We start from the raw sequence: 12,302 nt of genomic DNA on the forward strand, positions 1-12,302 counted from the left end.
TATTTTGACTTTATTATTAGTTATTCTTAACATCATTATCATGCTGGCATTAATCGCTGGTTTATATATGATGCAAAAAAAATACGTTTCATTTTCAAAGCGTGTATTCACTGCTCTAGGACTTGGAATTGTATTTGGATTTGCTCTTCAATTGGTATATGGACCAACTTCAGAAGTGACAGCTCAAACATCAGATTGGTTTAGTATTGTTGGTAGCGGTTATGTGAAATTTCTTCAGATGATCGTTATGCCACTTGTGTTAGTTTCGATTGTGGCCGCATTCACTCGCTTAAAATTAACGAGTAACATTGGGAAAATCAGCGGTTTAATTATCGGGATTTTAGTTGGAACAACAGCCATTGCAGCAGCAATTGGGATTGTGACAACAACGGGATTTAACTTAGAAGCTGTTCAGATTGAACAAGGAGCAGCTGAAACCGAGCGTGGAGCAGCATTAGAGGAGAATTTGTCAGGAATGCAAGCCCAAACAATTCCACAACAAATCATTGAATTGTTGCCTGCGAATCCATTTTTAGATTTAACAGGAGCACGACCAACTTCAACAATCGCAGTGGTTATTTTTGCTGCATTTATCGGAATTGCTTATTTAGGCGTAAAGCGTAAAAAGCCAGAAGAAGCAGCTCTTTTTTCAAAGATTATTGATATGATTTATGCAATTGTGATGCGCGTTGTTACATTAATTTTACGCTTAACGCCATATGGTGTATTAGCCATCATGACAAAGACAATCGCTACGAGCGATATTGATGCTATCGTGAAGCTTGGTAAATTTGTTATTGCGTCTTATGTAGCGTTAGGAGCAATGTTTGCTGTTCACTTACTTTTACTAACGCTTGTCGGTGTTAACCCGATTACGTATGTAAAAAAAGCATTTCCAGTTTTAACATTTGCTTTCACATCTCGTACAAGTGCAGGGGCTTTACCGCTAAATGTGAACACGCAAACGAGACAGCTTGGCGTTCCAGAAGGAATTGCAAACTTCGCAGGGTCATTTGGTTTATCAATTGGTCAAAATGGATGCGCGGGTATTTATCCAGCAATGCTAGCCGTTATGATTGCACCAACAGTCGGTATTAATCCTTTATCACCATCGTTTATTGCCACACTGATTGCTATTGTAGCTATTAGCTCATTTGGAGTAGCAGGTGTTGGTGGAGGTGCAACATTCGCGGCACTTCTTGTTTTATCTGCACTAGACTTACCAGTTGCACTTGCAGGACTTCTTATTTCAGTAGAACCTCTGATCGACATGGGGCGTACAGCATTGAACGTCAGCGGAAGTATGACAGCAGGTGTTATAACAAGTAAAGTAACAAAAGAATTAGATACAACAGTTTATAATGATAAAACAATTTCGCCTGAAACGGCAGAAGCATAAAAAAGCTGGGACATAAGTATTTCGGTCAATGATTTATCCGAACTATCGTGAGTTAACTACTTTCGATAGCTCGGATATTTTTTTGTTTGGAAAACATTTTGAACGAACTTGTTCTTACAGCTTAACGATTGTAGAAACGTCATGATCGGTCTTTGAGAAGGAAACATTTAATTATGTCTCACTCTCTTTCTTTGCGAGAAGATTAAAATTTCTAAATAATATAACATATCGGTTGATTTTTTTGAAAAGGGTAGTGTAAACTAATTATTGGTAACGCTTTCTAAAATTGAAGGAGGTATGGATTTGATGCAAAATATTGGAGCAAAACAAGTTGAAGTAAGTCCAAAACTGAAGCAATTTTTACAAGGTGTAAAGAAGCTTTATATTAACGGTGAGTGGGTGGAGTCGGCATCTGGAAAGACGTTTGAAACAGTAAACCCTGCAACTGGTGAAAAGTTAGCAGATGTAGCTGAAGCAAATGCTGAAGATATTGACCGTGCTGTGTTAGCAGCTCGTGAAGCTTTTGATAAAGGACCGTGGACAAAAATGTCTGCAGCGGAAAGAAGTCGTTTGATTTATAAGCTTGCTGACCTCATGGAAGAACACAAACTTGAACTTGCTCAATTAGAAACGCTCGATAATGGGAAACCAATTCGTGAAACATCAAATGCAGATATTCCTTTAGCTATTGAACATTTTAGATACTATGCTGGTTGGACAACAAAAATTGTTGGACAAACTATTCCTGTACAAGGAGCATACTTTAACTATACGCGTCATGAACCACTAGGAGTGGTTGGGCAAATTATCCCTTGGAATTTCCCGCTGCTCATGGCAGCATGGAAGCTGGGTGCTGCGTTAGCTAGCGGTTGTACAATTGTACTAAAACCAGCAGAACAAACGCCTTTATCAGCTCTTTATCTAGCAGGTCTTGCTGAGGAAGCGGGCTTTCCTAAAGGAGTGCTAAATGTCGTTCCAGGTTTCGGTAAAACAGCAGGTGAACCACTTGTTAATCATTTGCTTGTAGATAAGATTGCCTTTACGGGATCAACTGCGGTTGGAAAGTCGATTATGAAGCAAGCGAGTGAAACCTTAAAGAAAGTTACGTTAGAGCTTGGAGGTAAATCTCCAAATATCATTTTACCTGATGCAGATTTATCAAAAGCTGTTCCAGGAGCATTGGCGGGTGTAATGTTCAACCAAGGACAAGTTTGTTGTGCGGGAAGTCGGTTATACGTACAAAAAAAATTATATGATAATGTAATAGCAGACTTAGTGGCACAGTCTAAGGTGATTAAACAGGGTAATGGATTAATAGAAGATACAACGATGGGCCCGCTTGTGTCTGCACAGCAGCAGAAGCGAGTCAAATCATATATTGATAAAGGTGTAGAAGAAGGAGCTGAAATCTTAACAGGAGGTTCGCTGCCGTTTGAAAAAGGATATTTTGTGGAACCAACAATCTTTGCTGATGTTGATCATTCCATGACAATTGCACGAGAAGAAATCTTTGGCCCTGTTGTTGCAGCGATGCCTTTTGATGATTTAGATGATTTAATTGCCAAGGCAAACGATACGACATATGGATTGGCAGCGGGCGTTTGGACGCAAGATTTGAAGAAAGCTCACTATGTAGCTCACGGTATCAAAGCCGGAACAATCTGGGTGAACTGCTACAATGTATTTGATGCAGCTAGTCCGTTTGGCGGATATAAACAGTCTGGAATTGGAAGAGAAATGGGTAGCTATGCGCTTGATAACTATACAGAAGTAAAAAGTGTATGGGTTAATATGGAATCTTAAAAACAATTTCAGAAACATTAGCATATCTATTTGTGAAAAAGAGTAGTCTTTAGTGGACTACTCTTTTTTATTATACGTTGCATAAACCATCTAGTATTTTGCGGAAGTAATTAGTAACTACTAATTCCATAGAAAGAAGTGATGGGTATGAAAGGAATACAGGGTCCGTCGACTTATCGTATGACAGGCCATTTGAAAGATTTTCAAGAAAATCCGCTTTTGTTTTTACGACATCTTAGTGAATATGGCGAGGCAACAAGCTTTCGGCTAGGTCATCGACGATGTTACTTAACAACGAATCCGCAAATGGTAAAAGATGTTGTTTTCACAAATGCCAATAGTTTTGTGGATGTAGGGATTAAAAATGTTGTTCGAACACTACAGGTTCACGACTTATATGAATTTAATTTTTCAACGGGGGTGCCAAATGTCAAGGGTTCCTTTGTGAAAAAACATTTTTCTACCTTTCGAATTGAGCATCGTACGATCGTGCAATCCCATATATCTTTATGGGAAAGTGGAGATCTAAAAGTATTCAATGAAGAAGTGCAAGATTTGGCGCTCTGTTTATTAGCACACAGCTTTTTTGGCGTAGCCAACAAGCATGATTTGACAGGACACTTACGAAAACTGGCTGAGTTGCGGACTAAGAGACATCAACCTTCGATGATAAAGGTGCCAATCCCCAAGCTTGGAAAGCGAAATCCAATAGAGGCACACGCTATAGCAGGTGTTTTTTCATGCCTTCAATCTCTTTACAATCACAGGTCAACTTGTGAACAAAATAATGTTTACAATGTACTTGATAATGAAAGTGAAGGTGACATTCTTCAGCGATTCTTTATTACGTACGACTTAATTCGCAATGCATGTAGTTGGCTGATGTATACGTTTTGTGAGCATCAGGATATTCTACGACATATCCAGTTGCTAAAAGGTCAGGAGCAAGATGAATATATGCGTATGGTTATTTTAGAGTCGCTGAGGCTCTATCCTCCGATTTGGTTATTTGGTAAACAAGCGGTAGAAGCTGTTCAGGTGGATAACTATCTCTTTAAAAAAAATGAAACGATTTTTATTAGTCCTTATAGCCTCCATCGTAATGAAGCTTATTTCTTAGAGCCTAATGAGTTTTTACCTGAGCGTTTTTGTTTAGATTTAAACGTCGATATACCACAACACCTTTACTTACCGTTTGGCATGATTGCAGAAACCGAAGCTCAAGTGGAATATGTTATGACCATGGTAAAAGCTATTACCCTCCCGTTAGTAACATCATTTAATATAAAAAAAGTGCGGTCCATTATTCACCCAAAAGGAGAGATTTTATTGGAGATGAAAGAGCCTTTTTCTATTGTTGTGACAAAAGACAAATCACCGATAGTAACCTCGTTATAAGATGCTTTTTCATTATTGATATATGAACGTATTGACATTAAACTCATTGAAATCTATCATTAAGTGCATCTATTATGAAAGGTACAGATAGAGGAGCTTATGGATAAACTACCCAATCAATTTATTGAACTTGTTGAAACATCCTTATTGCCTAACTTAATTATTAAAAGTGAAAATGAACATGACCCTGTTATAGTCGAGTATGTACCTGGTGAATGGATTTTAATTGGAAAAGGCAACTACGCAGCCGTTTTTTATCACCCTTTATATGAAGGTCTAGTAGTGAAGGTATACGGTCGGTCATTTGAAGAGGTAAAAAAAGAAGCAAATGTCTATAAGAAATTAGGAAAACATCCTGCTTATTCTCAGCTTTATTATTATACAGATCACTACTTAATTCTAAAGAGGCTGCAAGGCATTACACTATATGAAGCTGTTCAAAAGCGCGTTATAATTCCGTTAACGGTTATAGATGATGTAAATGACGCATTAGCTTATGCTAAATCAAGAGGGCTCAATCCCTTTGATGTTCATGGGAAAAACGTAATGATGAAGGAAGGGCGCGGATACGTAGTTGATATTTCTGATTTCTATAAAAAAGGCATTGATAAAAAGTGGACGGATTTGGTGAAAGCTTATCACAAAATCTATGTGCCTATTATAAAAAAGTACCATCTTGCTATTTCACCATCGTTATTGAATCTAACAAGACACGTCTATCGTTTGTATCGCAAAGTGAAAAATAAATATAAAAAATATGTATGAAGGCTTTCTGCTCTTGGTTCATCACTAAAAGCAGAAAGTCTTTTTATAATGAAATTGCTATCTTATGCAGGTCTTTAAATCCTTATGAAATCATCCTGACATTGATATTTATTTTAAGAAAAACAAAAAAAACATTCAAAAATTCGTTTTAAATGTCGAAATAAAAAGCAGATACACTAAAATCACGATGCACTGAGCGGACAAAGATAGGAGACATAGAAATGGATAAAACATCTTTTTTTGGTTTGATTTTAGCATTGGTTGCACTAATGGTAGGAATGTTTCTTAAAGGCGTTAGCCCAGCTGTTTTAATGAACCCTGCGGCCATTTTAATCATTGTTCTAGGAACAATCGGAGCGGTAGTCATTGCGTTTCCAACAAGTGAAATAAAAAGGGTACCTAAGTTATTTGGCGTTCTTTTTAAAGAGCCAAAGATGGCTACACCAAAAGATCTTGTGTTTATGTTTTCTGAATGGGCACAAGTTGTTCGAAAAGAAGGGTTATTATCATTAGAAGCAAAAACAGCTGATGTGGAAGACCCTTTCTTGCAAAATGGATTAAATTTAGCAATTGATGGGCAAAGCGCAGGTTACATTAGAGACGTGTTATCTGAAGAGATTGAAGCAATGGAAGACCGCCATCAGGCTGGCGCAGCTATTTTTTCACAAGCAGGTACATATGCACCGAGTTTAGGGGTACTTGGAGCAGTCATTGGGTTGATTGCTGCTTTAGGAAACATGGCTGACACAACTAGTTTAGGGCATGCTATCAGCGCTGCTTTCGTTGCAACACTACTAGGTATTTTTACGGGGTACGTTTTTTGGCATCCATTTGCTAACAAATTAAAACGTAAATCTAAGCAAGAAGCAAAGGTTAAATATATGATGATCGAAGGCGTTCTGTCTTTACTAGAAGGTGAAACACCAAAAGTGATTGAACAAAAGCTGGCATCTTATTTACCAACAGCTGAGCGTAAGAAGCTATTGCAGGAAAGCGAAGTGGCTGAAAATGAGTAAAAAGCGTTCAAAGAAACAAAAAGAGGACGCTCATGTTGACGAGAGCTGGCTATTACCGTATGCGGATTTATTAACGCTATTACTTGCGTTATTTATCGTTTTGTTTGCCATAAGTTCTGTTGATGCTCAAAAGTTTCAAGCCTTATCAAAAGCGTTTAATGCAACGTTTGAAGGGGGAACAGGTGTGTTAGAGTTTCAAACACCACCTACTCCAAAAGAAGAAAACCTCCCGGCTGAAGACCCAACGGGAAAAAATGTAGCAAGAGATAGCGGAATGGATTCTAGTGAAAAAGAAGGAGAAAAGCCGTTAACGGAAGAACAAAAGCAGAAAATTGCTCACGATGCCGACCAGCAAGAGCTGTTAACTGTTCAACAAAAAGTAAATGCATATATGGAAGAAAATGGACTTAAAGACGAGTTGCAAACCTCATTAACAGATGAAGGGTTACTAATCTCGATTCGGGATAACGTCTTTTTTGCATCTGGAAGAGCTGATGTTCGACCGGAAGATATACGTCTAGCAAAAGAAATTTCAAATTTGCTTGTAATGGACCCTCCTCGTAATATTATCATTAGTGGTCATACTGATAATGTACCGATACGCAACGCCGGCTTTCAATCAAATTGGGAGCTTAGCGTTATGAGAGCAATTAACTTTATGAAGGTTATTCTAGAAAACAATCGCTTAAATCCAAGTATGTTCAGTGCAAAGGGCTTTGGTGAATTTAAGCCGGTAGCCTCCAATGACACTGAGGAAGGCAAAAAGAAAAACCGCCGGGTAGAAATTTTAATCACACCTCGGACAACAGCAGAAAATGAGTAAAAACACGGTTTAATCCGTGTTTTTATTTTTTATTATAATAAAAGACGTCGATTTTCATAAGTTCCGCGTACTAAATTAAGCTCTTTTCCCTCTAAAATTAAGTCAATTAAGGCACCATTAAATAAATCAGACACCTGCTTTTTATCATTTGCTTGCAGGTATTCAACTCGATACCATTTCTCATTATAGCTAAAATACATAAAGCGTCCCCACGTATAGTCTAGCCAAAACTTAATTGGTTTGCCGTTCACAAGCTTCTTTACGTACCCCCAGCTTCTTCCTTGGTGTGAATCGGTCATTTTAGGTTGAGCTGAATTGAACACTTGATAATAAAGCTTATTGTGCAAGTCATATAGCATCATACCTAAGTCACTCCTTTTTACTCGTTATTAATTAGTAGTATGCAAGGGAATAGAATTTAGAAGTAGTAAATGGACAAGCTTTCGTAATTTTAAAAATAATGCGAGTGTATACTAAAGAAAGACTGTTTGAAATTGAAAAGAGGTGTTGATAATGAAAAGCAATTGGTTGATGAAGCAAGTGTGGAGAAATCTATTATTTATACATTGGCCCGTTCCTGCGGAAGAATTACAAAAACTTTTACCAGAACCTTTGAATATAGATACGTTTGAAGGGAAGGCATTTATTTCGCTTGTTCCTTTTACAATGACAGGTATTCGTTTTAAAGGTACGCCGTCTGTGCCACGCATATCTCAGCTTCATGAATTGAATGTGCGAACGTATGTGGAGTATCAAGGTGAAAGGGGCGTTTATTTCTTTAGTTTGGATGCAACAAATGCTCTTGGGGTATGGATTGCTAGACGTTTCTTTCATTTACCTTATCTACATGCCGACATAATGGTTAACAAACGTGGGGAGTTGACTGAATTTCAATGCAGAAGAAAGCATAAAGGATTTCAACATAAAGAAATTTTGCTGACGTATAAGCCTATATCTGCTCCTTATTATACAAAAGAAGGGACCGTTGATGAGTGGTTAACGGATAGAGATCGTCTCTTTACGGTGCACAAACAGAAAGTTTTTCGAGGAAAGCTTTTTCATCAACCCTGGATTTTACAAGATGGACACTATTCTATGAAAAAAAATACGATTACGACAGCCTATCTACCAATAAATAAAGATGAAACAATTGTGCATTATGCACAACATCTTGTTACGTATTTTTATTCTTTTCAAAAAATGTGAAGAAATCGATATAAATAAAGGCTTGAACGAGCCGGTGAGGTTGTGGTACTATTTGCCTTGTGAAAATAGTGAATATTACATGGGATAAAAATGGCCTTTTTAGATGTGAAAAGGTGAATGAATTGAAAGTATATTTACATAAATTTGTTCGAATTATACATTTTTATCAAAAGATGTATGCGCTTTTACATCCTGCAGCCATCTAGTATTCAAGTCATAAGTTTAGGGGGATTTGATTTTGAAAACACCAAGGTTACCTTCAATTGGTGAAATTATGATCGTGTTACTTTTATTTCTAGCGGTTGTTGTTTCATTCGCACTCATTTTCGAACTTCCCATCCAGCTAGCGCTCTTTATTTCATGGTTTATTGTTATTGCGTTAGGTATTCGCTTAGGGTATAAATATGATTTTTTACAGAAAGCGATTACAAAAGGGATTGGGAACGGGTTAGAAGCGATTCTGATTTTATTAGCAGTAGGAGCTTTAATTGGAACATGGATCTCTGGAGGGATTGTTCCATCATTAATTTACTACGGCTTAGAGTTTATTAACCCTACGTTCTTTTTATTAGCTACTTTAGTTATTTGTTCAATCACTTCTGTTGCAACGGGTACATCATGGGGCACAGTAGGAACAGCAGGTATTGCAATGATGGCGATAGGGGAAGGAATGGGAATGCCTCTACCGCTCGTAGCTGGGGCAGTTATTTCTGGAGCATATTTCGGAGACAAGCTATCTCCACTATCTGATAGTACAATCTTGTCTGCTTCCATGGCAAAAGTGGATGTAATTGCTCATGTGCGAGCAATGCTTTACTTAGATATTCCAGCTTATATTGTTACATCTATTTTGTTTACCATTGCTGGATTTATGTACGGTGGTAACAACTTTGATAGTGAGCGAGTAGAGTTTTTAAAATCATCTTTACACGATGTGTTCCAAATTAATGTGTGGATGCTTGTTCCAATGGTTGTTGTTATTGTTTTATTAGCATTAAAAAAGCCGTCACTACCATCAATTGCAGTGGGTTCTTTACTTGGTGTAGTATGGGGAGTCCTTTTTCAAGATTTAAGCGTATCAACTGCTTTTCATACAGCTTACAGCGGATTTTCCATCGAGTCAGACATCACCTTTATAACAGAATTGCTAAACCGCGGTGGAATTGAGAGTATGGTTGGTTCAATTATTGTTATTATTTTTGGATTAGGCTTTGGTGGCCTGCTGGAAGAGTTAGGTGTACTAAAAGTACTTCTCTCTAAATTTGAACAATTTTTAATAAATGCCGGGAACGTCACGACAGCTACGATTTTTACAGGTCTACTAGGAAATATCTTCGGTTGCGCTATGTACGTATCGCTTATCTTAACGCCAAAGATTATGCAAGATAGCTATGATCGTTTAAAAATCAATCGACTTGTATTAGCGCGTAACTCTGAAGTAGGTGGAACGTTAACCTCAGGTATGGTTCCATGGACCGATAATGGTATTTTCTTAGCAACGATCCTAGGTGTATCAACGTTTGCTTATCTACCGTTTATGTGGTTAAGCTTTGTTTCTATTATTATTGCTATTATTTATGGTTATACTGGAAAATTTATTTGGTATACAACAGATGAAAATAAGAACGTTAGCTGAAAAGCTAGCGTTTTTTATTTGAAAACGTTATCTTTCTATTTTGTATTCATGAAATGTTGTAAAAAATCAGAAAAATGTTATAATCAAACAATGATTCTGATAGGAATACTTGCTTTTAGTCAAACAACTAGAACGAAAAGCGAGTAAAAGAATGTTGGGAAAGATAGAAGGAAAGAAGTGAAGTTAATGGCACAACATGAAGGACAAAATGATCTGAAGCGGACGATGAAAAGTCGTCACTTATTTATGGTCTCACTCGGAGGTGTAATTGGAACAGGTTTATTTTTAAGTTCTGGTTATACAATCGGACAAGCAGGGCCGGGAGGAGCGATGCTCGCTTACTTGGTCGGTGGTTTTATTATGTATTTGGTGATGCTGTGTTTAGGTGAGCTGAGCGTAGCTATGCCACATGCGGGTTCATTTCAGGTCTATGCGACAAAGTTTATTGGACCTGGAACAGGATTTGCTGTAGGGTGGTTATATTGGTTAACTTGGGTTGTTACCGTAGGGTCAGAGTTTATTGCTGTAGGGCTATTAATGCAGCGCTGGTTTCCAGATTCGCCCGTATGGATTTGGAGCGTATTATTTGCGATTACAATCTTTGTATGTAATGCACTGTCAGTTCGTTTTTTTGCTGAATCAGAGTTTTGGTTTTCTCTTATTAAAGTAGTAGCAATTATTGTATTCATTATAGTCGGAGGAATGGCTATTTTTGGTTTTATCTCAATCGAAGGGCAGGCTGCTCCACTCCTTTCTAACTTTACAGGAGAAGGCGGCATGTTTCCGAATGGTTTTACGCCAGTCTTAGCCACGATGGTCGCTGTTAGCTTTGCGTTTTCAGGTACAGAGCTAATTGGAATAGCAGCAGGAGAAAGTGAAAATCCAGAACGCGATGTACCAAAATCAATTCGAAATATTGTGTGGAGAACGTTTTTCTTTTTCATTGGTGCTATCTTTGTATTATCTGCACTTATTCCTTGGAAGGAAGCTGGAGTGACAGAGAGTCCTTTTGTTACGGTATTTGCTCGAATAGGTATTCCATATGCTGCTGATATTATGAACTTTGTAATTTTAACGGCACTGCTCTCGATTGCCAATTCAGGATTGTATGCTTGTGCTCGTATGCTTTGGTCGTTGTCTAAGCAAAACATGATTTCACCTGCACTTGGAAAAGTTACGTCAAAAGGAGTACCTTTGAATGCTTTAATCGTAAGTATGGCTGTTGCTTGCTTATCACTTTTAACTAGCGTTTTTGCAGCTGATACGGTCTATATGGTATTAGTTGGTATTTCGGGATTTGCAGTAGTAGCCGTTTGGATGAGTATTGCAGCTTCTCAGTATATGTTCCGACGAAAGTATATAAAAGAAGGAAATGATGTAGGGAAGCTGGTATATAAAACGCCGCTTTATCCTATTGTTCCAATTCTTGCATTCTTACTATGCTTAGCATCTTGCGTAGGGTTAGCATTTGATCCAAGCCAGCGTATTGCTCTTTATTGTGGAATTCCTTTTGTACTGCTATGTTATGCAGTTTATTATTGGAGACGACGTAAAGGATTAAACGTATATACAGATCAAAGTGAGGCAAAGTAAGAAAAGCCGCTCGTTTCTATTTATAGAAAGAGCGGCTTTATTATTCTATGTATTTTTTATATTTGAAACAGACAAAAACACCCTATCCATTCCGAACTGGTTAAGTGTCCCGCAACAAGCGAAATGGTGATGGATAGGGTGCTAAGCTAAGAATAAGCTTTTTTCATACGAATGTCAATGTTTAGAGGGATGAACAGTTACATAATGGTCCATTGTAACGTTTGGCTCGAAGAAACGTCCCATTTGTTTGTCCCATTCTTCGAATAATGGAGATTGGACAAAATTCACCATATGACTTTCAACATTTTCCCATTCAACAATAATCATATATTTAGTATCTGTTTCAATGCATCGATGAATGGAATGATTAATATATCCTGGTACAGATGCGGCAACGTGAGCGGCTTGATGAAATGCTTCTTCAAACTCTGCTAGTAGCTCTTTTTTTATATGGAAAAAAGCAACTTCTTTAATCATAATGTCCTCCAATTTTCTCTATATAAGATAAACAACTTCAAAGATTATCTCACATGGTTCGTAAACAGAGCAAACTCTTTTTACGCTTTCACCATCTTTTCATTTTGTTTTTGTATAGTTAGAAGCGTAGAAAGAAAACTGTTCAAAAAGCTCATAATTCTTGCGCTTACATACATAGCGTAAGTC

11 protein-coding genes are annotated in these 12,302 nt (G+C 37.6%); 9 read left to right on the forward strand and 2 right to left on the reverse strand.

Annotated features, from left to right (window positions below; translation table 11 throughout):
• Nucleotides 1-40 precede the first annotated feature (40 nt).
• The 6 genes from LZP85_RS06705 (at nucleotide 41) to motB (ending at nucleotide 7,204) form a co-directional block, all read left to right on the forward strand.
• Entirely contained in the window at nucleotides 41-1,399 is a 1,359-nt protein-coding gene (locus LZP85_RS06705; protein WP_182840853.1) for an L-cystine transporter, read from the forward strand.
• A gap of 306 nt (nucleotides 1,400-1,705) precedes the next feature.
• Nucleotides 1,706-3,202 carry an aldehyde dehydrogenase family protein gene (locus LZP85_RS06710; protein ID WP_025909157.1) on the forward strand — a complete coding sequence of 499 codons (1,497 nt, stop codon included), beginning with the start codon at nucleotides 1,706-1,708 and terminating at the stop codon, nucleotides 3,200-3,202.
• A 147-nt stretch (nucleotides 3,203-3,349) separates the two neighbouring features.
• A complete protein-coding gene (locus LZP85_RS06715; RefSeq protein WP_061785594.1) occupies nucleotides 3,350-4,600 on the forward strand; it encodes a cytochrome P450 in 1,251 nt (416 codons plus the stop codon).
• Between the two features lie 99 nt (nucleotides 4,601-4,699).
• Complete coding sequence (locus LZP85_RS06720; RefSeq protein WP_025909155.1) at nucleotides 4,700-5,365, forward strand: serine/threonine protein kinase; 666 nt, start codon at nucleotides 4,700-4,702, stop codon at nucleotides 5,363-5,365.
• A gap of 221 nt (nucleotides 5,366-5,586) precedes the next feature.
• Complete coding sequence (gene motA / locus LZP85_RS06725; protein WP_226639476.1) at nucleotides 5,587-6,381, forward strand: flagellar motor stator protein MotA; 795 nt, start codon at nucleotides 5,587-5,589, stop codon at nucleotides 6,379-6,381.
• A complete protein-coding gene (gene motB, locus LZP85_RS06730; protein ID WP_206783007.1) occupies nucleotides 6,374-7,204 on the forward strand; it encodes a flagellar motor protein MotB in 831 nt (276 codons plus the stop codon). Before motA ends, motB begins: the two co-directional genes overlap by 8 nt.
• 32 nt (nucleotides 7,205-7,236) lie before the next feature.
• On the opposite strand, the gene LZP85_RS06735 is transcribed toward motB, so the two are convergent.
• Nucleotides 7,237-7,566 carry a hypothetical protein gene (locus LZP85_RS06735; protein WP_206782467.1) on the reverse strand — a complete coding sequence of 110 codons (330 nt, stop codon included), beginning with the start codon at nucleotides 7,564-7,566 and terminating at the stop codon, nucleotides 7,237-7,239.
• A gap of 151 nt (nucleotides 7,567-7,717) precedes the next feature.
• Here LZP85_RS06735 and LZP85_RS06740 point away from each other — a divergent pair, with 151 nt between their 5' ends.
• From LZP85_RS06740 to LZP85_RS06750, 3 genes are all read left to right on the forward strand, one after another.
• Nucleotides 7,718-8,410, forward strand: a complete 693-nt coding sequence (locus LZP85_RS06740; protein WP_206782466.1) for a YqjF family protein — start codon at nucleotides 7,718-7,720, stop codon at nucleotides 8,408-8,410.
• Between the two features lie 238 nt (nucleotides 8,411-8,648).
• The gene (nhaC, locus tag LZP85_RS06745; RefSeq protein ID WP_119542763.1) at nucleotides 8,649-10,046 is read left to right on the forward strand and encodes a Na+/H+ antiporter NhaC; all 1,398 of its coding nucleotides are present in this window, start codon (nucleotides 8,649-8,651) and stop codon (nucleotides 10,044-10,046) included.
• 186 nt (nucleotides 10,047-10,232) lie between these two features.
• The gene (locus LZP85_RS06750) at nucleotides 10,233-11,639 is read left to right on the forward strand and encodes an amino acid permease (protein WP_226639478.1); all 1,407 of its coding nucleotides are present in this window, start codon (nucleotides 10,233-10,235) and stop codon (nucleotides 11,637-11,639) included.
• Between the two features lie 174 nt (nucleotides 11,640-11,813).
• Here LZP85_RS06750 and LZP85_RS06755 read toward each other — a convergent pair whose 3' ends face one another.
• Complete coding sequence (locus tag LZP85_RS06755) at nucleotides 11,814-12,116, reverse strand: antibiotic biosynthesis monooxygenase family protein (RefSeq protein ID WP_226639480.1); 303 nt, start codon at nucleotides 12,114-12,116, stop codon at nucleotides 11,814-11,816.
• Nucleotides 12,117-12,302 lie beyond the last annotated feature (186 nt).

The organism is Priestia flexa, assembly GCF_021441905.1.
In the GTDB taxonomy this organism is placed as follows: Bacteria; Bacillota; Bacilli; order Bacillales; family Bacillaceae_H; genus Priestia; species Priestia flexa.

Bases quoted from the DNA above. Each gene is read 5' to 3' on its own strand.
- LZP85_RS06705 (WP_182840853.1), top strand. From the start codon at position 41: ATGCTGGCATTAATCGCTGGTTTATATATGATGCAAAAAAAATACGTT.
- LZP85_RS06710 (WP_025909157.1), top strand. From the start codon at position 1,706: ATGCAAAATATTGGAGCAAAACAAGTTGAAGTAAGTCCAAAACTGAAG.
- LZP85_RS06715 (WP_061785594.1), top strand. From the start codon at position 3,350: ATGAAAGGAATACAGGGTCCGTCGACTTATCGTATGACAGGCCATTTG.
- LZP85_RS06720 (WP_025909155.1), top strand. From the start codon at position 4,700: ATGGATAAACTACCCAATCAATTTATTGAACTTGTTGAAACATCCTTA.
- motA (WP_226639476.1), top strand. From the start codon at position 5,587: ATGGATAAAACATCTTTTTTTGGTTTGATTTTAGCATTGGTTGCACTA.
- motB (WP_206783007.1), top strand. From the start codon at position 6,374: ATGAGTAAAAAGCGTTCAAAGAAACAAAAAGAGGACGCTCATGTTGAC.
- LZP85_RS06735 (WP_206782467.1), bottom strand. From the start codon at position 7,566: ATGATGCTATATGACTTGCACAATAAGCTTTATTATCAAGTGTTCAAT.
- LZP85_RS06740 (WP_206782466.1), top strand. From the start codon at position 7,718: ATGAAAAGCAATTGGTTGATGAAGCAAGTGTGGAGAAATCTATTATTT.
- LZP85_RS06750 (WP_226639478.1), top strand. From the start codon at position 10,233: ATGGCACAACATGAAGGACAAAATGATCTGAAGCGGACGATGAAAAGT.
- LZP85_RS06755 (WP_226639480.1), bottom strand. From the start codon at position 12,116: ATGATTAAAGAAGTTGCTTTTTTCCATATAAAAAAAGAGCTACTAGCA.